The organism is Proteiniphilum sp. LBM24028, assembly GCF_056629195.1.
In genome coordinates, this window is record NZ_CM152817.1 from 2,625,251 (window position 1) to 2,648,697 (window position 23,447).

Genomic DNA, 23,447 nt, shown 5'->3' on the forward strand with positions numbered 1-23,447 from the left:
ATCATATTTTGGAAAGTGCCACAAAATCGTCAGGTAAATTTATCAGCCAGAGTTTATCCGAACTGCGGGTAATGGAGGTGTAGAGCCAGCGATAAAAGTTTTCACCCATATAGGCTTGTTGCACGTAACCCAGATCGAGAAATACATTTTTCCACTCTCCACCCTGCGCCTTGTGGCAGGTAACGGCATATCCGTATTTCACCTGCAACGCATTGAAATAGGGATTCTCCTTTACTTTTTTATACCGCAATCGTTTTTGGGCAATATCGCCATAATCTTCCATGACACTGGCAAACAGGAGATCGTTCTGTGCACGGGTAAGCCCCGGCACTTCGGTATGGAGGACATCCATGATTATTTTCGCCTCAAACTCAATGTCATAATCACGGTGATATAAGAGGACATTGCAAAAACGAAAGCCGTACATTACTTCTTCGCTTTTGACACGCACCACCTCCACGAACTCACCATTTGCCAAAAAATCGAGATGCTCAAAACCTTCTACCCAGAAATAGTTATTTTTGGTAATCATCAGAATATCCCCCGTGGAAAGTTCCTCTTCCCGATAGAGCACCCTGTTTCTGATCCCGTTGTTATAGGCATTCACCCGCTTATTGGAGCGTGATATGACAATAGTTTCCTCCATACCGTCTCTTCGGTAGGCCTCTCCAATCTCATCGATCAGCTCGTTACCGGTGATCCGCTTCACGTCGGCAAATCCGTTCACATGCAGTTTGGGATAGTCGGAAGTATCCTCAAACCGTAATGCATTCCTGAGTGCGGTAGCATTATGAAGTATCCCCGACTCCTCAGCCTGTCGCACGATTTCCGTAAGATTGGCATCAGCGACCTGCAGGGAATAAGAACCTAAGACCGTTTTATCAAGAGCAGGACTACTCTCCTGCTTCACCGGTGGCAGCTGGGCATTGTCACCTATAAGCAATATCCTGCATCCTTCGCCGGAATACACGTACTCAATCAGATCGTCGAGCAGCCGTCCTGTACCGAAGAGTGAGAAATCGGCCGATTCATTGCTGATCATCGATGCCTCATCCACGATGAACAGCGTATGTTTGTGCAGATTTTCAGCCAGTGTGAAGTTGGGAGTTCCTTCGGCAAACTTTTGCTGGCGATAAATCTTCTTATGTATGGTAAATGCCTGTTGTGCCGCATAACCGGAAAACACCTTCGCCGCACGGCCGGTAGGTGCCAGCAGGATGGTTTTCTGTCTGAACTGTGTCATCGTCCTTACCAGACTCCCGATCAGGGAAGATTTACCCGTTCCGGCATATCCGGTCAGGAGGAAAAGCTGATCAGCGATTCCGGAAAAAAGAAAATCAGCGATCTTATCGAGGGCTTTCTGCTGGTCGTTTGTAAAACTATAAGGGAAATTATCGTTGATTTTCTCAATAAAGAAGCGATTAACCATTTTTTTTGGTAATTTTTCCGGTAAAAGTAGCACAATTATCATTCTTTTTCTAAATTTGTAGTCTAAAATCAGAAAATCAAAATCAAAACAGTATAAATTAAAAAGAAAAAGTCCATGAAAGTTGTAATGAGGGTGCTTTTAGCACTAGCCATTGTTCTTTTAGCGTACATCAGTTGGAGAAGTATCCAGGGGCCTATTGATTTCAATTCGGAAGTTGCAAAACGTGACAGGGCTGTCATCCAGCGGTTGGTTGATATCCGTACTGCCCAGTCAGCTTTACGTTCCCAGACCGGCGCCTACACGGCCAGTTTCGACACACTCATCAATTTTGTGAAGGATGGTAAAATTGCCACACTCATAAAATCGGGTGATCTTAGCGAGGCCCAATTGGAAGCAGGAATGACAGAAGAAAAAGCCATGCAGATCATCCGTTCCGGTAATCAGAAAGCCATCAAAGCTGCCGGTTTATGGGACGAAGCAAAAAATGCTCCCCAGCTGGTGAGAGACTCCATATACTCACCTGCTGTAGAAGTATTGTATCCAAATCGCAATCGATTCAGCATAGATTCACTGCGGTATGTACCCTTTGGACAGGGTGCAGAATTCGAGATGGGAACAGACTCCTTAATCACTGCTTCGGGATATCCCATTCAGGTGTTTGAGGCAAAAACTCCCTATTCGGTATATTTGGGCGACCTCGACAAAAAACTGCTGGATCAGAAGATTCAGGAAGTACTCGATCGACCCGGAAAAAAATATCCCGGCATGCAGGTAGGTTCATTGGAAGTAGCCAACAATAACGCAGGAAACTGGGAATAACAGGTTCACCAGCCTCACGTAATATGTTTTTACCGGAAAATATCGATTTAGGACATTCCGACGAATATAATTTATCCATTCGGCTCACGCCGGATGGATTTTCTTTTTATATCTACTCACCTGCTGATCCCTCTATTTTTCATTTTCAGGAGACCTCATTGGGAGGGAAGCTATCCTACCTCGATCATATTAAAAAGGTGATTTTTGATCTTGGCTTTTTCAGTCAGGTATTCAACAAGACCACTGTAACAACAGTCTCTGCCCAATATACCCTCGTACCCGATGCTTTCTTCGACAGGAAAAAGGCGAAAGAACTGTTCCATTTCAATTTTCACAATCCTCAGGGAGTGGTTTTGAGTGAGACCACTTCAACTGGTTCCCTGCATGTGCTCTTTAATATTCAGGAAGAGATGCATGCTTTTTTGTTGCGTAATTTGTGGAACCCCGTCTTTCATCACCATATCACGCCGCTGCTACAGCTCTTTGAAAAAGATCAGAAAGCGTGGGATACCCCAAGCTGTTTCGTAGACTTTCATGACAACTGCGCCACCATCATCTGCTTCGCCGGAGACAAGCTTCTTTCGGCCAACACAGTTCCTTGTCTGAACCCTCACGATACCACTTATTATATTGCAAGCCTATGGGAAAAGCTGCAATTCAGCCAGACCACCCACAGGCTCTGCCTCTCGGGAGAGGTTGACACGCAGAAAACAGTGATCGACATTTTAAAGAAGCTGATTCGTCGGGTGGAGTACGTCAATCTGCATCCGAAAGTGATGCTCACAGAGATACAAAGGAAAAACCTTCCCACCGATATACAGGCTGCACTATGCGTATAATCAGCGGAAAATACAAATCGAGAAGGATACAGGTCCCTTCCAATCTTAAAGCGCGGCCCACAACCGACTTTGCGAAGGAGAGCCTGTTCAACATCCTGAACAACAGAATAGAATGGGAAGAGACCTCTGCACTCGATCTTTTTTCCGGCACCGGAAGTATTGCGCTGGAACTGGTTTCAAGAGGATGTCCCTATGTGGTGAGTGTGGAGCAAAATCAAAATCATTTTCATTTCATCTGTCAGGCGCAGGAGAAACTGGGAGCTAAGGAGCTTTTTCCGGTAAGGGCAGATGTCTTTAAATACCTTCAATCTTTGAGACAGCAGTTTGACTTTATCTTTGCCGACCCCCCCTATGATCTTTCGGGAATCGATTCTTTGCCAGACATTGTCTTTGAAAAAAACCTGCTGAAGGAACAGGGATTGTTTGTGCTGGAGCATCCCAAAAAATTTAATTTTTCACAACTTCCTCACTTTCTTGAAGAACGCGCATACGGTAACGTCCATTTCTCCTTTTTCAGACGATAACTGTTTTCAGACTGTTATAATTTATCTTACTTTTGCAGCGAATTATTTATTCGTAAACAGAAAAGTAACATGAACAGAAAACAATTAAACAGGATGCGGGCTTTTCGTTTCAAACGGTTTGCAAGAAAATCCTACAGCGTTTTCAACAGCTTACACAAGACAGTCACCATCGGCGTACTGTCGGGTTGCACGCTGATGAGCGCCCATGCGGCTATTGCCGGGCCGGCAGAAAAGATTGCCGCCGAAAGATCAATCGACACCATTCCGCCCACGGAACTGGACGAAGTAGTGGTGACCGCCTCCAAAGTGGGCTTGCCACTGAACCTGGCAGCCAAGCAGGTAACCCTCATCTCCAAACAGGAAATTGAGCGAGCGCCGGTGCGCAGCATCGAAGACCTTCTTAATTACGTGGCAGGCGTAGACATCCTGCAGCGCGGACCGCACGGCGTACAGGCGGACATCTCCCTTCGTGGCGGATCATTCGATCAGACAGCCATCCTTCTTGACGGAATTAACCTCACCAGCCCCCACACAGGACATTACAGTTTCGACATCCCTGTCAACCTCTCCGACATCGAGCGCATCGAGATCGTGCAGGGACCCTCTTCCATGGTCTACGGGGCCAGCGCCTTTGCGGGAGGAGTCAACATCATCACGAAAAAAGACTACAAATCCAATGCCTTCGCCAAGCTGGAGGGAGGCATGCATGGCCTCTTCGGGGCGGAGGCACGGGGTGCATATCAGGCCAACTCCTCCACACACTCGTTCTCCGTCGGCTACAAACAGTCCGACGGCTATATCCGCAACAGCGATTACAAGATCGCGAACCTGCTATGGCAGAGCAAGTTTGACATCAACGGATCGGATGTCGACTTTCAGGCAGGGCTCAACGACAAGGCATATGGTGCCAACACCTTCTACAGTGCCGCCTACCCGAATCAATTCGACAATACACAGGGTATTTTCATGTCCGTCAGGGGAGAGTCACACGGAAAACTGAAGTTTATCCCACATATCTACTGGAGCAGGCATTACGACGAGTTTCAACTGATCCGGGAAGGTACTCCTGACGTGCCTGCCTGGTACAAGAACCACAATTATCACCGCAGCGATGTGTTCGGGATGAACCTCCACACGCAGGTTGCCTCCAAATGGGGTATTACCAGCTTTGGCGGTGAGTTCCGGAACGAGGGTATCCTGAGCAACGTACTGGGAAAACCCATGGAAGATACCCTCGGGAGATACACAAAGTCAGACAATCGCACCCATATCAGTTATTTCGCCGAACACAATTTCATATGGGAGAAACTGACGCTCTCGCTGGGCGGCTTGTTGAACTACAATACCGCCATTGCGGATCGGTTCGACTTTTATCCTGCGCTAAACGGTTCGTTCCGGGCGACAGATCGCCTCAGCCTCTACGCTTCCTGGAACAAGGCCACCCGTATGCCCACATTCACGGATCTGTACTACACTACCAAGACGCATATTGGCAACAGCAACCTGAAAGCTGAAGAGTCGGAAGCTTTTGAGACCGGCATCAAATACAGCCACCCTGTGATAAATGGCAGCCTTGCCATCTTCCACATGAAGGGCAGGAACATGATCGACTGGGTAAAGGCATCTCCCGAAGCACTGTGGGAATCCCGAAACCACACCCGACTCAACAAGCAGGGCTTTGAAGCGGACCTGAACCTCAACCTGGCCTCCTGGTTCGGGTCCGGCCAGCCTATGCGAACGCTTTCTTTCGGATACATGTACATCGACCAGGAACGGGTGGAGGATGAACTGATATCGAACTACACGCTGAATCATCTACGTCACAAGGTGACTGCAGGCCTGCATCACGTGGTGGCGAAACAACTCTCCTTGTCGTGGCATTTCCGCTGGCAGCAGCGGGTGGGATCCTACGTGCAGTATGTGGACCTGAAGCCGGGAGAACGGATGGAGTACGCTCCATTTGCATTGCTCGACGTAAAGGCCAACTATGCGCTTCCCCGCGCCAACCTGTTCCTGCATGCCAACAACATCTTCAACACCACCCACGTGGATTTCGGTAATATTCCCCAGCCCGGATTCTGGCTCTCGGGAGGTGTGAGCGTGCAGCTTTAGAAAAAATCAGAATGGTGCGGGTTGTACCCGTTAATTGAAACGTGCTAGAAAATCCCCTCTGTGAAGTCCGAAAATGGTGACCGGAGGGGATTTTATTTAAAAAAGTATTTTATCGTGGCATATTGAAATACCGGGTTGCTAACCAGTGTTTATACATCGGATCCAGAAATTCTAACTTGCCCTGAATCTCATCGATCACATCCAGCTCTATCAGACGTCTTTTCAGTTGAATGACATTCGCTGAGGTACCCAAATTATAATTTGCCAATGTAGCCTTGGCTGTGAGCTGCTTTTCCTGCTTCAATATGGCTTCCAGGAGCGACAATTGTCGGGTGGTTAATACTTCTGTCATGTTGACAAAAAGAAGGCTGAGCTGATTAATGATATCTTCAAAAGCGTTCTCAACAATCTGGTCGGTGGCTCTTTTCTCTGTTCTGAACCAGACCTGTTGCGCCAGCTGTTGTACATAATATGAATGATTCTCTGCCAGCACGGCGATCCGTTCCGCGTCGGACGAGGAGATTTCTTTTCCCGTATCCTGAAATCTTTTCTGAATAAAGGATACCCATTCTTCAGCAGCTATTTTCTCTAAAAACAAAATATCTCCAAACTTATAAAATGGCATGGCATAATTGGAGAAAACGTCCAGCAACATATGCTGTTTACTTCCATAGAGACAATATGCCGTTTTCTGATGTGTTTGCCAATGCGATCGTAACTTCCGTTGAAAGGCATCGGGCTGATCAAATAATGCAATATTCTGAAATTCATCGATGCAAATAATGATGTTCAGATCCTTTTTCAACGCGATATTTTCTGCCAGATTCAAAATATCGTCCGGGTGCTTCTGCAACTCTTCCCACCCTATAGAAAAAGACACTTTACTTTGCATATCGGGTGAAAAAGATATTTGTGGTATCAACTGCTTTAAAAAATGTCGGGTATTCTTTACCATTTCATTCCAGCCGGAGGAGGCTGCTTTTAATACTTCATTGGCAAGTAGCAGATAAAATTCATATTCACTCCTGATGTTGAAAATATCCAGATGTACTATTTTCAGATTCTTGCTCTCCTTCACCGCCAACCGGGATGCCTGCTTCACCAAAGAGGTCTTTCCCCACCGACGGGGTGAGATAATAATGGTATTTACCAAAGAATTAAAATTATTCTTTAACCGGGCAATTTCTTTTGCTCTGTTGGTGAAATCAATTTCCTCAGGCAACTTTCCATAAACAAACGGTGTATTCATCATCATCAGTTTTACACAAAGATATGTTATAGTTTTATAAGTTACAAATTTATAACTTAGTATTTTATAAGTTACAGAATATTGAGATTATTCCTGATTTGATTTTACAGTGTAAAAGGCCTATATTTGTAGAAAATCAAAGATCATCATGTTTCAAAAATTGGTGGCGATAGAGCCTACAAGCTTGAACCCGTCGGCAGAGAGAAAATTATATTCTTTTGCCAACGAAGTTATTTTGTATTCCGATATACCGGGAGACGACAACGAGATCGCAGCCCGTATTGGCGATGCCGATGCGGTGCTACTGAGTTATACCACCCAACTCGGGAAGGCTGCTTTGGAGCAGTGTCCCAATGTAAAGTATATTGGCATGTGCAACTCACTCTACTCCCCGGAGAGCGCCAATGTGGACATTTACTACGCAAACAGCCGGGGAATCACGGTCACCGGCATCCGCGATTATGGTGACGAGGGTGTGGTGGAGTATGTGATCAGCGAGCTGGTGCGTTGCTTCCATGGTTTTGATCAGGAGCCCTGGGATGGCATGGCACGGGAGATTACGGGACTGAAGGCAGGGATCGTCGGACTCGGTAAATCGGGCGGCATGATTGCCGATGCACTACACTTCCTTGGAGCAGAGATCACCTATTTCGCCAGGAGTGAGAAGGCCGAGGCCAAAGCAAAAGGGTACCGCTTTCTCCCGTTGGACAATTTGCTCGAGGAGAGCGAAGTGGTATGCTGCTGTCTCAACCGAAATACCGTGTTGCTACATGCATCGCAGTTTGAGAAGTTGGGAAACAAAAAGATACTCTTCAACACCGGACTGTCGCCCGCATGGGATGAGGAACCATTTTTGAAATGGCTGGAGGGCGATAACCTCTGCTTTTGCGACACGGTGGGAGCACTGGGAGGCGAACATCTGCTGGATCATCCGAAGATCCGGTGCATGCAGGTATCTACCGGGCGCACCCGTCAGGCATTCGACCGGTTAAGCGAAAAGGTACTGCAGAATCTTTCCGGCTTTACCGGAATCAACGTTCGATGAACCGTACACCAGAATGGTGCCTAAATTAAATACTGATGAGCCCTCTTAATAAAGATGGCTCATTATCTTTGCAGCAAAGCGTTGCTTAAAATACAATGGGAGAAACAATATTCTGCAAGGAGGCTACCACCGACCATCCGGCTATTTCAGGCGTGGCGCTGAAGACATCCACCACAGCATGTACCTGATCGTTCTCTATCTCCACCCGTTGTCTGTCGCCGGCAACGAAACGGGGAGTAGACTCCATGGTCACCTGTAGCTTTTCAGGGCCGACCGTTGCAAGAGAAGCCGCCACTGCCACATTCAACCCGGTGGGAAACACGTCTATTGCTTCTCTGGCTGTACCGGAAAAAACCTGTTTGTTTTCGACCTCCATGTCGGCACTATAGAAATGCGATCTTCTGAATGCACGTACCCCTTTTTCATTCAGGAACTGAGCGGAGGCATTTCCCATCAGCGTAGCCGTTCGCAAGACATCGAACCCTCCCGTAGCTCCAGAAGCGAGATATACCCGTGTTCCGTGTGCCCTGCCTGCTTCCTTCACCGCTTCTAAAAAACCGTCATCAGCAAGGGCTCCAATAGATAAAGTTACAATGGAAGTACCATTTTTCAGGGTTGGCAACGTCAGTTCCTTCATTGCCGCTGGTGATGCGGCCTCGACCAGAAAATCGGGTTTCAAGGCGAGCAGCTCATCCAACGAGGTGCATGCTTTGCATGCCCTCCCTGCCTGCTCCATCTTTGCAGCCAGTCTTTCTGCTTTTGCCGGTGTTCGCGAATAAACACCCACCAGATCGTACTCGGGCAACAGCCCGTTTAACAGGGCATCCACCACAATATCGGCCAGATAACCACAACCAACAATCACTAGTTTTTCCATAACCGCAAAGGTAAGGTCTTTTGGATAGATTCCCAAATAGCCATTCAAGTGCAGTTTCCTGTTTTCATGGTTGTATCTGCTTGTACAGATACAAAAAAATAGAAGACAAGCACATTCTGAATCAGGACACCAGTATTACCGATTCTTCGAAAAAAAAGTCATCATAATGCCCGTTCAAACAAGATATTACATCTTACAAACAATCGGTTTCATATCAAAACATGCTGTATATAATTTTTCAAACAAAATAATTACAGTAAATTTGAGGAAATGAAACGATTCACACGAAAAATAAGAAAAAGAATGCAAATTTTTGCGATTACCCCCATTATCGGATTATTTTATTTGGTCTCCGCATCTGTCTGCGGACAAGACAAGATAGATATTCCGGACAGATATCTACCCAAAAACAAACAGATTTATCAAAAAGGCTGGATCGACTTCAACAAAAATGGAAGAATGGATGTCTATGAAAATCCGGAAGCAGAAATTGAGGAGCGGATTACTGATCTGATCAGCCAAATGACGTTGGAAGAGAAGACCAATCAGATGGTCACCCTCTACGGATACGGCAGGGTGCTGGAAGACGATCTCCCCACCCCGGAATGGAAAAACAGGCTTTGGAAAGATGGAATAGGAGCCATAGACGAACACCTGAACGGCTTCCGTCAGTGGGGACTTCCACCCTCCGACAACCCTTATGTCTGGCCGGCCTCGCGCCACGCATGGGCTTTGAATGAGGTGCAGCGTTTTTTCATTGAAGAGACACGGCTGGGAATCCCGGTGGATTTCACCAACGAAGGCATCCGGGGTGTGGAAAGCTACATGGCCACCAATTTCCCCACACAACTGGGACTAGGCCATACATGGAACAAGGATCTTGTGAAGAAGGTGGGTTACATCACTGGCCGCGAAGCAAGACTTCTGGGTTATACCAACGTATATGCGCCCATCCTCGATGTGGGCCGTGACCAACGGTGGGGCAGGTACGAAGAGGTATACGGGGAGAGTCCCTTTTTGGTGGCCGAGCTGGGTATATCCATGGTACAGGGGCTGCAAAAAGATTTTCAGGTCGCCTCAACCGGAAAGCACTATGCCGCTTACAGCAATAATAAGGGAGGCAGGGAAGGCATGTCGCGTGTAGACCCGCAGATGTCGCCACGGGAGGTGGAGAATGTGCACATGTACCCCTGGGAGCGGGTAATCAGGGAGGCAGGGTTGCTGGGAGTAATGAGCGCCTACAACGATTATGACGGCTTCCCCATTCAGAGCAGCTACTACTGGCTCACCACCCGCCTAAGAAAAGAGATGGGCTTTAGGGGCTACGTTGTCTCCGACAGCGACGCAGTGGAATACCTCTACTCCAAACACGGCACCGCATCCGACATGAAAGAGGCGGTATACCAGTCGGTGATGGCCGGACTCAATGTGCGTTGTACCTTCCGCTCGCCCGACTCCTATGTGTTGCCGCTGCGTGATCTGATCAGGGAAGGGGCGATTGAGATGGAGACGGTCGACGAGAGGGTAAGAGATATTCTGCGGGTGAAATTCCTTATAGGTTTGTTTGATTCTCCCTATCAAACGGATTTAAAACAGGCCGATGCAGAAGTAAATTCGGAAGAGCATCAGAAGGTAGCGCTTCAAGCCTCGCGTGAGAGCATCGTATTATTAAAAAACAACAAAAACATCTTGCCCCTGAAAAAGGCGGATATTCAAACCATCGCCGTATGCGGACCGAATGCCGACGATGCCTCTTATGCCCTGACCCACTACGGTCCTCTGGCCGTGGAGGTGAAAACCGTTTTGGACGGAATCCGTGACAAGGCGGGAGACGGCATGGAAGTACTATACACAAAAGGGTGCGACATCGTGGATGCACACTGGCCGGACTCTGAAATTATCGATTACCCGATCACGGACGCAGAACAGGCCGAGATTGACAATGCCGTGGCCAACGCCTTGAAAAGCGATGTGGCCGTTGTGGTGCTGGGAGGAAATAGCCGCACTGCCGGTGAAAACAAGTCCCGTTCTTCACTCGACCTGCCCGGCCGCCAACTGGATCTATTAAAAGCAATTCACGCTACGGGCAAACCCGTGATACTGGTTCTGATTAACGGGCGTCCCCTGTCTATCAACTGGGCAGACAGGAATATCCCGGGAATTATTGAAGCATGGTACCCCGGGTCACAGGGAGGAACGGCCGTAGCCGACGTACTCTTCGGGGACTATAACCCGGGAGGGAAACTGACCGTAACCTTCCCCAAGACTGTGGGACAGATTCCATTCAACTTCCCGGCAAAACCAGCTTCACAAGTCGACGGTGGACGCACTCCCGGTCCGGATGGGAACCAGAGCCGGGTGAACGGGGCCTTGTATCCTTTTGGATATGGCCTGAGCTACACCACCTTTGCCTATTCAGACCTGCAGTTTTCGAAAGAAGAGATTACCGACAAAGAGAGCCTTTTCGTCACAGTAAAAGTAAAAAACACCGGCGACAGGGCCGGCGATGAAGTTGTGCAACTGTACACCAGGGATGTATTAAGTTCGGTCACCACCTACGAGAAGAACCTGCGCGGTTTCGAAAGGATTCACCTGCAGCCCGGTGAGGAAAAAGAGATACAGTTTGCCATTCACCCCCGCGATGTAAAACTTTTGAATAGTGACAACGAATGGGTTGTTGAACCGGGTGAATTCAGGGTGATGATCGGCGCCTCGTCGGAGGATATCAGGCTGAGCCGATCATTCTTCGTGCTGGGGGAAGGATTCGACAAACACAAGCTGGTAGCAACCCCATTGGTGACTTCCGATCCGCAGACCTCTGACGCACTGAATGTGCTGGACAAAGACCGGGACTCATTTTGGGAAGCCCATAAAGGGTACTTTCTTACCTTCCCGTTGAACGAAAACATACCGTTGGATCACATTGCAATACGTTGGCACAAAGAGAGTGACCCGCAGGCAGTTTTTGAAATACAGATATCCAGTGGCGGCGGACAGTTTATGACTGTTTTCAAAGGGTCTCCCAGGGAGTTAAACAAAACGAACAAATACACGTTCAACGAAACGGCCGGTACAGATCTGAGAATTAAAATCGTATCGGGGCACGTGAAAATTTCCGACGTGGAGATAATCCGATAAAAACAACCAAACGAAAATACTCCCATGATGAAAAATATTTTTACTATTTTGATGATAATGCTGGTAAGCGCGCCCGATGCTTCCGCACAGGAAATCACCCCCCGCCCGAATCATTATGAAACCCAGGCGGGCACGGTAAACTTACCGCGGACAATCACCATCACCGCCGACAATGAGTTCGACGATCTGATTCCGGATTTCGTGGAGACTGCCCAAAAGTTTTCGATCCACACACAGAGGAAAAAGGAAAACGGATTCATCCGGCTCTCCAAAAACGAGGCGCTCAACAATCCGGAGGAATACCGGATAAGGATTGCCCCAACGGGCATCCTTATCGAAGCCGGCTCCCCAAACGGCTGTTTCTACGGCCTGCAATCAACATTGCAGTTAATTACCAGTGCCGGCAGGGAAGGAACCCTGCCCCTTGCTGTCATTCAGGATAAACCCCGTTTCGGCTGGAGAGGTGTGATGGTGGACGAGTCCCGTCACTTTATCGGAAAAGCAGAAATTATGAGGTTGCTGGACTTTATGGCGATGTATAAGCTCAATAAATTTCACTGGCATCTTACCGATTCGCAAGGATGGCGTATCGAGATCAAAAAATATCCGCTGCTGACAACAGTCGGTGCCGCGGGAAATTTCTCCGACCCGGAAGCATCAGCACAATTCTATACGCAGGAGGATATTGCGGAAATCGTGAAATATGCCAGCGATCGTTTTATCGAGATAATCCCGGAAATTGACATGCCCGGTCATGCTACTGCCGCCGTTAAGGCATATCCCGAATTCAGCGGTGGCGGATCGGAAAAATACCCTCATTTCACTTTTCATCCCGGGAAAGAGGGCACCTACACGTTTCTGACCGGTATTCTCCGGGAAATAACAACTCTTTTTCCTTCTTCTTTCATTCATATTGGAGGTGATGAAGTCCATTTCGGCAATAAACAATGGCATGATATGCCGGAAGTCCGTTCACTCATGAAAAAGGAAGGACTGGAAGACCTGGTAGAGGTGGAACACTATTTCCTGCAGCGCATGGCAGACTCCGTGAAGGTCCTGGGCAAGACAGTGATCGGATGGGATGAAGTGGTCACTGCCGGACTTCCGGCAAACAACACACGGGTGATGTGGTGGAGACACGATCAGCCCCAGCTGCTGGAAAAATCCCTCACCATGGGTTACGGCACCATACTCTGCCCGAGGATACCTCTTTATTTCGATTTTGTACAGCACGAATCCCATACCTCGGGACGTAAATGGGATGGCGCCTTTGCTCCTATTGAAAGTGTATACGAGTTTCCCAGCCTCAAACTGACCGGCGGAGTTTCTTTTTGTTCACCCCATGTGATGGGAATTCAGGCCAATGTCTGGACTGAAGTAATTCATAGTAAGGAAAGATTTCAGTTTATGGTCTTTCCACGTATCGCAGCCCTGGCCGAGGCAGCCTGGAGTAACGATGCAGTAAAAGACTTCCGGCATTTCGACAGGCGGATGGAGAAAATGACAGACCTCTATAGAAAGAGCGGCATCGCATTCTTTGACTACAGGAATCCGGGAGTAAGCCCGGAGATAATGGGACCGGAAAAATAAAAACACAATGAATCATTCCAATGAAAAAAACAAAAATCCTGACCACCGTGATTCTGTGTCTTGTTTTTGCAAGCACACACGCACAACAGAACGTAAATTACGATGAATCGCAAGTACCTGCGTACATCCTTCCTGAACTTTTGAAGTGTCGGAACGGAGAAATGGTCACCACGGCAGAGCAGTGGGAAAAGCAGAGAAGACCGGAACTGATGGAACTCTTTGCCTCCAAAATGTATGGTCGCACTCCTGCCGGGGACATCGATATCTCATACGAGATATTGACAGACAACCCCGATGCGCTGAGTGGCAAAGCAACAAGCAGACAGGTCAAGTTTACCTTTTCGAACGGAAATAAAAAAACGGAGGCCATCCTGTTGATGTATATCCCGAATATGCGAAAAGGAAAAGTTCCGGTGTTTGTAGGATACAATTTCAAGGGAAACCACAGCACTACCACAGACACAACAATTCTCCACTCCCCCGCCTTCCGTCTGGTGAAAGAGCCGGGTCACCCGGATTGGGAGAGAGGGAATCAGGCGAACCGGTGGAGTTACGACATGATAATCGACCGGGGATATGCTGTTGCCACCATGTGTTATCATGACATCTTCCCCGATAAGCCGGAATTAAAAGAGTACAGCGTGGTCTCTCTTTTTCCGGGATACGATCCTGACAAAACAGCTCCCGAAGAGTGGCAGGCTATCGGCGCATGGGCCTGGGGGTCCAGCCGGATTGTCGATTTCCTGGAAACACAGGAAGAGATAGACACGAACAAAATAGCCATCATGGGACACTCCCGCCAGGGGAAGGCTGCGCTTTGGGCTGGTGCTCAGGATGAACGTTTTCGTATCGTTATATCCAATAATTCCGGTTGTGGCGGAGCAGCACTCTTCAGGAGAAAATTCGGGGAAACTGCCGAGATCATCAACAAAGCATTTCCTCATTGGTTCTGTGAAAGTTTCCGTCAATACAACAACAAGGAGGAATTGTTGCCGGTCGACCAGCATCAGTTGCTCGCCCTGATTGCACCACGCAAGGTATACGTGGCGAGTGCTGAAGAAGATCTGTGGGCCGATCCGAGAGGTGAATTTTTAGCCGCATATCATGCCGGCCCGGTATACCGGCTATACGGATTAGAAACTATTGGGTCGGATGAAATGCCGGCATTGCATACACCCATCACTGGTGATATCGGATATCACATCAGGGCCGGTAAACATGATGTGAAGGAGTACGACTGGAAACGATACCTGGACTTTGCCGATGCCCATTTTTCGAAAAATTCGGTAACCCGCCCTAGCTTTAAATAAAAGGATACATCGACCATCTTGAGCAGTATTGATCCCTTTACGACCCCGGTACCCGAAAGAATCATTGCCGATGCCGGTTACCGTTGCGAGAGAAGCTGCCACTGCCACCTTGTAGCTACTGTAAACAATGATACAAACTTCATTTTTTCAGGAAGAGACAAAAAAGTCAAAATTTCAAATCTTATTATTTTTTCGCTTACTTTGTAATCCGATTAATTATAGTAGATTTTATAAAACAGGTGAAAACAGGAATGGACCTTGCCTCTCTCTACAATCTGTATGTGAATGATTTATTTATCTATGGATGTTACCTCGGCTTTGAAAGGGAGGTTGTAAAAGATGCCATTCACGATGTCTTCGTAAAGCTCACAGCTGATGAAGACTTGTTAAGGCATATCAGTCACATCAAATTCTATCTTTTCAAATCACTTAAGAACAGACTACTGGACATTCACAAAGAAGTCAGAAGGGAAGTAACACTGGGAAATGTAGTTCCTCTCGAGGAGATGCCATTCAATATCATGATAAATGTGGAAGACCTGATAATTGAAAGGGAAGAACAGATACAGATAAAGAACGAGATCGAGCAAATGCTCAATGCGCTTACCGACAGGCAGCGCGAAATTATTTATCTCCGCTATGTACAGGAATACGACTACAAACAAATTGCCGAACTCCTGCAAATCAGTGTTCACGGCTGCCGCAAACTGGTGTCGAAAGCGATACTAAGCCTGAGAGAAAGATTCAGTGTCTTTTTAATTCTTTGAGACTATTCTTTTTTTAGACGATGTACATTTACGACCAGAAGGCCATCGTCCCGCTTTTTCTCACACCAGAAATGTTAAAATTATAAGATTTTATCAAAATAAGGGGATAAATAAAATTCAAAATCGTTTTCATACAAACAACGGAATTTTAAAAACGACATTTCCCAAGTATAAATAATAACCGGAATGGAGAGGAACAATATTTGTAACAGTTATACGGATCTTTTAAAAGACCAACGATTCCTTCAATGGCAGTTGATGTCTGATGAGACAATGAACAGTTATTGGAAAGAATTCTTCTTTCAACATCCCGAGTTAAAAAACGAATTACTACAAGCCATCCACTACCTGAAAAAAGAGGGCTTGAATAAAAGTAGTTTAAATGACGATGAACGTATGGCACTGTTTGAAAGAATTCAAATAAGTGTAAACCGGAAAAAAAAGAAAAAAATTTTCACATTGATAGGGTATGCATCAGCAGTAGCCGTAGTTGCGCTAATCATACTCGGAATTAAGCTGTTTTCTTTGACTCCGGAGTCTCTTGTTAGACCCGACAAAGAGATTATTATCGGAGAAGTATTGAATAATAAGGATATTCAGCTGATTACAAGTGGAAAAACTATATCATTCGATAACGATGTGGAGGTCAGCTTAAATGATGAAGGGACAGTTGAGGTCACCCAGCGTGATAATGATGTCACCCGGTTAGCTGTGAATCATGACCAGATCAATTCATTGATTGTACCTTTCGGGAAACGATCTACGCTTAGGCTTGCGGATGGTACCAAAGTGTGGCTGAATTCAGGATCGGTGCTTGAATTTCCAACACAATTTTCTGGAAAAAACAGAGAAATAAAACTTGCCTCCGGAGAGATGTATATTGAAGTAGCACATGACAAAGAGAAACCTTTCTATGTTCACACGCCAGATTTCAAACTGAGAGTGTACGGGACCAAATTCAATCTCTCAAACTATGACAACTCTCCCGGTTCTGTAGTATTGGTGGAGGGAAGTGTCAGCGTACAATCGGGTACGGAAGAAATGTTTCTGAATCCGAATGAACAACTACTCATTTCCAGGGGGAAAGCTCCCGAACGTCAGACTGTAGACGTGACCCATTATATCAGCTGGAAAGACGGATACCTTTTGTTAGAGAATACACCGATGACAGATGTCCTGGATAAAGTAGAAAGATACTATAATCTTTCCTTTAATTATGAGCAGGATGTAAATTTGAAAAAACGCACCTGTTCCGGCAAGATTTATCTCTCGGAAAATCTAGATAACGTGATGACCACCATTACCCTGCTAAGTGCCACACAATTTAAAAAAGAAAATAACCGAATATATATTAGTCATGCAACGGAATAAAATATGACAGCCTATGATAAAATAAAATAAAACGAAAACAATAAAAGACCGGATGATACTGCGAATATCATCCGGGCTGAGTAATTTAATTTTCTTAGTCCAATAATAATTAAATTGTACAAAAATATGAATAAATACATTATTGCGGATAAAACTCATCGCAATACATTTAAACAGACGTTAAGAATCATGAAAACAACCCTGTTTTTCTTACTTTGCAGCCTCATGTTTTCTCAGGCAGCAACCAGTTACTCCCAGGTTTTTAACTTCAACCTGAGATCAACCTCCATCAGGGAGGTATGCAGGGAAATTGAACAAAACAGCGACTATATCTTCGTTTTTTCGGACAACAGTGAAAAAATGATTAACAAGAAGATCGACCTGAAAGCAGAATCGGAAAATGTAGCCGACCTACTGCACAATCTGCTTTCCGACACGGGGCTTACATACAAGATACTGGACAAGCAAATCGTAGTCTATGCATTGAAAGAAGAGGCCACAAAAGCGACTGTGGCACCTGCAACCACTATTTTCCAGCAGCCTGTAAAAAAACAGATATCCGGTAATGTGACCGATGCCAGAGGAGAATCCATCATTGGAGCAAACGTGGTGGAAATTGGCACTACGAATGGTACCGTGACAGATATCGACGGGAACTTCTCAATGATGGTAGATAATAATGCATCCATCAGGATATCTTATATTGGATATTTGGAACAAACCATCGGGACAACAGGAACTACACGATTCAATATTATCCTGCGGGAAGATACCAAAGCCCTGGATGAACTGGTTGTAATTGGCTACGGTACCCGGCAACGCAAAAGCATCACGGGTGCTGTTGACCAGGTAAATTCCAAGATGTTTGAAGACAGGCCGGTGAGTAATGCAATGCAAGCTTTGCAGGGAGCATCAGCGAACCTGATCATTCAACAGAAGAACATGAACCCAAATGACAATAACCTTAGCATCAACATTAGAGGTGTCAGCACAATGGGGAACAACGATCCACTGATTGTCATTGACGGGCTAATTTCCTCGTCAAACACTCTCAACAGCATCAATCAGAATGACATAGAAAACGTATCGGTTCTGAAGGATGCCGGTAGTGCAGCTATCTACGGTTCACGCTCTGCAAATGGTGTAATACTGGTTACTACCAAGAAAGGCTCAAAAATGAATAAGCCGGTAGTCCGTCTGAACGGCCTGGTGGGTTATCAGGATCCGGACATTTTGTACCAACCCGTAGAAGGATGGCAGAATGCCATGTACCGTAATCAGGCAAACATGAATGCAGGTAGTGCCCCGGTCTATACACCGGCACAAATCAGGGACCTTTATGAGCATCGCAGTGAAGAGTACTGGTATTTCAATAAAATCATGCAAAAGGGGTTACAGCAGAATTATAACCTGAATGTCTCCGGAGGTAATGAGAATACCACTTATATGGTTTCAGCCGGCTACCTGAATCAGGAGAGCAACTTCGTGGGAGGATTCGGTCTGGAGAGGTATAACTTCCGATCTAATCTCACAACAGAGTATAATCGCTTTAAAATAACTTCACTGATGGCATATAACCGCAGAAATGAGAGGACCATTGCCGGCGGAACGGGGAACACCATTATCAACTCTTCACGTATACCTCCCTATTATTACTACCAATTTGAGCAGGACGGAAAATATCTGATCAATGATATTATCGGCGATGACAATACAATGGCAAAATTAAAAGAGGGCGGATATGAGAAAAAGGATGAAGACAATTTTATAGGTAGCCTGAACATTGATTACAGTCTTGGTGCCGGCCTGACAGCAAAAGGACTGGTTGGACTTGACCTCACACAGCACCACCGGTTCAGGAGAGACATCATGGTACCCCTTTATTCCCGTAACAATTTGGAAACACCGGTAGTAAACATCAATCCGAACCGACTGACGGAAGATTACAATAACAAACGATATACCCTCAGCACTCAATTTCTACTGGATTATGAGCGTACCTTCAACGACGTTCATAATGTAACGGGGCTGTTGGGTACCTCCAATGAATCTTATACCTACAAGGCCAGCCGCATCGCATGGAAATTCACGGATCCCGATCTGGGATTACCTACCACCGATGAAGCTGAACAGGATACAGGTAACTTTACTTCCAACGGTGCCGAGGGAAACAATCCGGCCACCAATCAAACCAGCATCACCTCTCTCTTTGGGCGCTTGGGGTATAACTATTTAGACAAATACTACGGAGACTTTTCGTTTCGTTATGATGGTTCGTCCAAGTTTGCCAAAGAAAACAGATGGGGCTTTTTCCCTTCCTTTTCCGGGGCATGGAGAGTGTCGGAGGAATATTTTATGGAAAACTACCGGGACAATGTGGGCGACTTGAAATTAAGGGTCTCATATGGCGTATTGGGGAATCAAAATGTGGCCAACTACTCCTATCAAACAGTATATCAAATGTATACTAACACCTATGTATTCAACAATGAAGCGGTCCCGGGAACAGGATTTACCTATGGAAATCCGAACTTGACGTGGGAAAAATCAGGAAATTTAAACATCGGCGTGGATGCAGGTTTTTTTAATAACAACCTTTTTGTATCACTCGATTATTTTAGCAAACGGACATGGGATATTTTGTTGGCTCCGGAAGTATCTACCCTGTTTGGCAGCTCTGCAGCCAATGAAAACGCAGGAGAGATGAAGAATCATGGATGGGAGGCTACAATTAATTACCGCTTACAGTCCGGTGCATTCAGTCATAATTTCAATCTTAATTTCTCAGATTCTAAAAATAAAATCACTGATTTTGGAGGAAAAGAACGGATTGACAAGAGCGACCAGATGTATAAAATAATCCGTGAAGGTGAGGCGCTCGGTTCATATTTCGGCTACAAAACCGACGGATATTTCCAGAGTACCGAGGAGATCACAAACAGCGCGCTACCTGTGGGAGCGATTGTGCAACCAGGTGATGTCAAGTATGTGGACCAAAACAAAGACAACGTGATCGACGAGAAAGATCGTGTGGTTCTGGGCAATGCATTTCCGAGATATACCTTTGGTTTTACGTATGATCTACAATATAGGAACTTTGATTTCAACCTACTTCTTCAGGGGGTTGGAAAAAGAGACATGTATATACGCGGGGAACTCATTGAACCATTCCACTCCAACTATTCCTATGCTATTTATAAACACCAACTCGACTTTTGGACACCAACAAATCCCAATGCCAGATGGCCCAGATTAATTGCTCCAAGTTCACCTTCGAGCAGCAATAACTGGGGAAGAGCCGGGACCGATATATATCTGCTGAATGGCGCTTATTTGCGTATAAAAAATATTCAATTGGGATATACTTTGCCGAAGCAACTCACAAACAGGATAGGTATTCAGAAATTACGCGTCAGCGCAAATGCACAAAATCCGTTAACACTGACCAAAAATTCGTTCATCGACCCTGAATCGTCCGAGTTTGGCAATAACATGGGAGGTATAGGTGGTGTGGGTGCCAACAGTGCACGAAACTACCCAACACTTGTCTATTACGGATTTGGATTAGATATTGAATTTTAATATTTATTTTTTATGAAATCACAAAACCTACAATATATTATCATCATTTTTACTATGGCCGTTGCTTTCCTGTCCTGTAACGACCTGGATCTGGCGCCGACCAACAAATTCACAGACGCCAATTACTGGACATCCACCGACAAGGCGGCTGCAGTACTCAACATGGCTTACAGTCAAATGTTTGGTGCCAATTACTTTTTCGCCAATGAGCGGCTTACAGATAACCTTTACGAAGGAAGAGGAAATACCGATGAGAAAATAATCACTTCGGGACAGGCTGATGCAGCATTAGGCCGTTTTGCCAATGAGTGGAAGAACTGTTATGAAGGAATCAAGACCTGCCATATTTTCCTCGACAACGTGGATCTGGTTCCGAACATGGATCCCGGAACTAAGGAACGAATGAAAGCAGAAATCCGATTCATCCGTGCAAGTTTGTTTTTCCGGTTAACCAATCATTACGGCGATGTTCCTTTTTTTGATTACAACATAACACTGCAGGAAGCAAACAGCATTGAAAGGACAGCTAAAACTGAAGTAATTAATTTTGTAAGGGAAGAATTGAATGCTATTGTCGGTCAGCTTCCTAAAAAAGGAGAATATGGAGATAAAGATAAAGGGAGAATCACACAAGGTGCCGCGATGACCTTGCTGGCACGTACCTACCTCTATGAAAACGATTGGGCAAACGTGGCCTCTGTCACCGGTAAAATCATCAACGGTAACTACGGCCAATATCAATTATTTCCCAGCTACGAGGAACTCTTTCTGCCCGAAAATGAACAAAATGATGAGGTCATACTCGATATGGGCTATACCCTTAGCCTGAGGACATGGTCTGAAATGTACGATGCCATCCCGCTGACTGTGGGGGGACGTATCAATGCTTTTGCCCCCACACAAGAACTGGTAGATGATTACGTGATGAAGAACGGAAAGACCATCCATGAAAGTGGTTCCGGGTACAGCGAAGACGAGCCCTATCTGAACAGAGATCCCCGCTTTGACGCGACCATTGTCTATCATGGTTACCAATGGAAGAAAGCCAACGGATCTACCTCGACCATTTACATCAAACCGGGATCCTCAAAAAGTGCGGGTGTATCCAATCTGGACGAATATGCAGGTCCAGGACAGAACTCAACCGCCACGGGATATTATATCAGAAAATATTACGATCCCACAGCGCCGGAAGGAATGGCAGCGGGATTGAATCTAATTTTAATGCGCTATGCAGACGTGTTGCTGATGTATGCCGAAGCGAAAAATGAATTGGGAGAATTCAATGAAACGGTATGGAATCAGACCATCCGTTCCTTACGGCAACGTGCCGGATTTAGTGATGCCTCAGCGCTCAATTACCCGACCGGTAACCTGCGGGATCTTATTCGCCGCGAACGCCGCTGTGAGTTGGCAATTGAAGGGCTGCGCATCTTTGACATCCGCCGTTGGGGAACCATCGAAACGGTGATGAATGGGACTCCCAGAGGAGCCAAGTTTGCTGCAGGAAATACCCAGTACATTACGCTGGATCAAAGAAGGTTCAACAAGGAGAGAGATTACTTATTTGCTATTCCTCAATCACAACGCGATATTAATAAGAATCTTACTCAGAATCCGGAATATTAACAGACTTATGGCACATATCTAAAACAGCATAAAATGAAAACAATATATACCAAACTGATTATATTCTCTTCCCTGGTGTTCGGTTTTTTAGCATGCAGCAGCGATGGTGAAGTCAGAGATATGGGTGTCACCCCTGTCAAAACGCTGTACGAACCGACCGATGGAAGAACACTGGTACTCCAGTCTTCCGCATCAGCCATGCTCTATTTCGAATGGGAACCGGCCAGAGCAGAAGATAGCGGTGCAGTACTCTATGAAATCGCTTTCGATAAAGCCAACGGAGATTTTTCCGATCCTTTATCTATTATCGCAGCCGATAACAATGGGGGCAGCAATCACGCAACCATAACCCACAAACAACTGAACCAGATTGCAGCACTGGCGGGTATTGAGTCGGCCGCTCAGGGTACGCTCAAATGGACCGTATATGCCTCCAAAGGGATTAATCCGGTAAAAGCGGAGCAGGAACGTACCATCACAGTAACACGTCTGGCTGGATTTGCCAATATCCCCGAACAGTTATTCATTACCGGAACAGCAACTGAAGCTGGCAATGATCTTTCCAAAGCAATTCGGATGAAGAAAATAAATGATGGCGAATTTGAGGTATACACACGTTTAACGCAGGGTCAGTCATTTCAATTCACTAATGCTTCCACGGGAACACCCGTCGTCTATTCACTGAGTGGCGAGAAAATTATTGAAGGGGGGACCTCCACTGTTTCTAAAACAGGTATCTACAAATATTACCTGGATTTCAATATCGGTGCATTTACCGTCAAGGAGATCACCAAAGTCAATCTCTTCTTATGCTGGTCGCAAAGAAAGATAGAACTGCCCTATAAGGGTTTCGGCGTATGGGAACTGACCAACCACACCATCACTGGCCTAACCGGCAATGACAATAATGACGACCGCTATAAATTCAGGATGGAAAGTTCTGCTGGTGAAACAGAGTGGAGAGCGCCTTCCAATGACAGCAAACCAACCGGGAACGAAGCTTATTATTATATGGTGGAAAAAAACAACGTACAGCAGTGGACCGACGGACAAATTTGGAAAAGCCCTTCTACCACGGGATGGAGTGATAAAACATACGACTTTATGTTTTCTTTAAATTCCGGAAAGCCCTATACCCACAACTTAATTATCAAATAATAAAAGCA

The 23,447-nt window shown here is 46.0% G+C and carries 16 protein-coding genes; 13 read left to right on the forward strand and 3 right to left on the reverse strand.

Features of this window, described 5'->3' with window-relative positions; all coding sequences use genetic code 11:
* Position 1: 1 nt before the first annotated feature.
* Complete coding sequence (locus AC1HCU_RS10560) at positions 2 to 1,429, reverse strand: ATP-dependent DNA helicase (RefSeq protein WP_480365815.1); 1,428 nt, start codon at positions 1,427 to 1,429, stop codon at positions 2 to 4.
* 114 nt (positions 1,430 to 1,543) lie between these two features.
* On the opposite strand from AC1HCU_RS10560, the gene AC1HCU_RS10565 reads away from it, so the two are divergent.
* The 4 genes from AC1HCU_RS10565 (at position 1,544) to AC1HCU_RS10580 (ending at position 5,723) form a co-directional block, all read left to right on the forward strand.
* Positions 1,544 to 2,248 carry a hypothetical protein gene (locus tag AC1HCU_RS10565; RefSeq protein WP_480365816.1) on the forward strand — a complete coding sequence of 235 codons (705 nt, stop codon included), beginning with the start codon at positions 1,544 to 1,546 and terminating at the stop codon, positions 2,246 to 2,248.
* Between the two features lie 23 nt (positions 2,249 to 2,271).
* Positions 2,272 to 3,087 (forward strand): DUF3822 family protein, encoded by an 816-nt coding sequence (locus AC1HCU_RS10570; protein ID WP_321722032.1) that lies wholly within the window; start codon positions 2,272 to 2,274, stop codon positions 3,085 to 3,087.
* Positions 3,078 to 3,611 carry an RsmD family RNA methyltransferase gene (locus AC1HCU_RS10575; RefSeq protein ID WP_480365819.1) on the forward strand — a complete coding sequence of 178 codons (534 nt, stop codon included), beginning with the start codon at positions 3,078 to 3,080 and terminating at the stop codon, positions 3,609 to 3,611. The genes AC1HCU_RS10570 and AC1HCU_RS10575 overlap by 10 nt, the downstream gene beginning before the upstream one ends.
* A gap of 69 nt (positions 3,612 to 3,680) precedes the next feature.
* Positions 3,681 to 5,723: a TonB-dependent receptor plug domain-containing protein gene (locus AC1HCU_RS10580; RefSeq protein WP_480365821.1), complete on the forward strand. Its 2,043-nt coding sequence runs from the start codon at positions 3,681 to 3,683 to the stop codon at positions 5,721 to 5,723.
* A gap of 109 nt (positions 5,724 to 5,832) precedes the next feature.
* Here the strand turns inward: AC1HCU_RS10580 and AC1HCU_RS10585 are convergent, their stop codons facing one another.
* Positions 5,833 to 6,978, reverse strand: a complete 1,146-nt coding sequence (locus AC1HCU_RS10585) for an AAA family ATPase (protein ID WP_480365824.1) — start codon at positions 6,976 to 6,978, stop codon at positions 5,833 to 5,835.
* Positions 6,979 to 7,120: 142 nt separating this feature from the next.
* Here AC1HCU_RS10585 and AC1HCU_RS10590 point away from each other — a divergent pair, with 142 nt between their 5' ends.
* Positions 7,121 to 8,017: an NAD(P)-dependent oxidoreductase gene (locus tag AC1HCU_RS10590; protein WP_480365825.1), complete on the forward strand. Its 897-nt coding sequence runs from the start codon at positions 7,121 to 7,123 to the stop codon at positions 8,015 to 8,017.
* Positions 8,018 to 8,102: 85 nt separating this feature from the next.
* Here AC1HCU_RS10590 and AC1HCU_RS10595 read toward each other — a convergent pair whose 3' ends face one another.
* The gene (locus AC1HCU_RS10595; protein WP_480365829.1) at positions 8,103 to 8,894 is read right to left on the reverse strand and encodes an aspartate dehydrogenase domain-containing protein; all 792 of its coding nucleotides are present in this window, start codon (positions 8,892 to 8,894) and stop codon (positions 8,103 to 8,105) included.
* Between the two features lie 303 nt (positions 8,895 to 9,197).
* Between AC1HCU_RS10595 and AC1HCU_RS10600 the strand changes: the two genes are divergently transcribed.
* From AC1HCU_RS10600 to AC1HCU_RS10635, 8 genes are all read left to right on the forward strand, one after another.
* Complete coding sequence (locus tag AC1HCU_RS10600) at positions 9,198 to 12,032, forward strand: glycoside hydrolase family 3 C-terminal domain-containing protein (RefSeq protein ID WP_480365831.1); 2,835 nt, start codon at positions 9,198 to 9,200, stop codon at positions 12,030 to 12,032.
* Between the two features lie 24 nt (positions 12,033 to 12,056).
* Positions 12,057 to 13,622: a beta-N-acetylhexosaminidase gene (locus AC1HCU_RS10605; protein ID WP_480365834.1), complete on the forward strand. Its 1,566-nt coding sequence runs from the start codon at positions 12,057 to 12,059 to the stop codon at positions 13,620 to 13,622.
* A gap of 20 nt (positions 13,623 to 13,642) precedes the next feature.
* On the forward strand, positions 13,643 to 14,932 hold the full coding sequence (locus tag AC1HCU_RS10610; RefSeq protein WP_286860345.1) for an alpha/beta hydrolase family protein: 1,290 nt from the start codon (positions 13,643 to 13,645) through the stop codon (positions 14,930 to 14,932).
* Positions 14,933 to 15,171: 239 nt separating this feature from the next.
* Positions 15,172 to 15,699: an RNA polymerase sigma factor gene (locus tag AC1HCU_RS10615; protein ID WP_294080554.1), complete on the forward strand. Its 528-nt coding sequence runs from the start codon at positions 15,172 to 15,174 to the stop codon at positions 15,697 to 15,699.
* A 186-nt stretch (positions 15,700 to 15,885) separates the two neighbouring features.
* On the forward strand, positions 15,886 to 17,070 hold the full coding sequence (locus AC1HCU_RS10620) for a FecR family protein (RefSeq protein WP_294080553.1): 1,185 nt from the start codon (positions 15,886 to 15,888) through the stop codon (positions 17,068 to 17,070).
* Positions 17,071 to 17,196: 126 nt separating this feature from the next.
* Positions 17,197 to 20,652 carry a SusC/RagA family TonB-linked outer membrane protein gene (locus tag AC1HCU_RS10625; RefSeq protein WP_480365839.1) on the forward strand — a complete coding sequence of 1,152 codons (3,456 nt, stop codon included), beginning with the start codon at positions 17,197 to 17,199 and terminating at the stop codon, positions 20,650 to 20,652.
* A 12-nt stretch (positions 20,653 to 20,664) separates the two neighbouring features.
* Positions 20,665 to 22,281 (forward strand): RagB/SusD family nutrient uptake outer membrane protein, encoded by a 1,617-nt coding sequence (locus AC1HCU_RS10630; protein ID WP_294080549.1) that lies wholly within the window; start codon positions 20,665 to 20,667, stop codon positions 22,279 to 22,281.
* A gap of 33 nt (positions 22,282 to 22,314) precedes the next feature.
* On the forward strand, positions 22,315 to 23,439 hold the full coding sequence (locus AC1HCU_RS10635) for a SusE domain-containing protein (protein WP_294080547.1): 1,125 nt from the start codon (positions 22,315 to 22,317) through the stop codon (positions 23,437 to 23,439).
* The last annotated feature ends 8 nt before the right edge of the window (positions 23,440 to 23,447 follow it).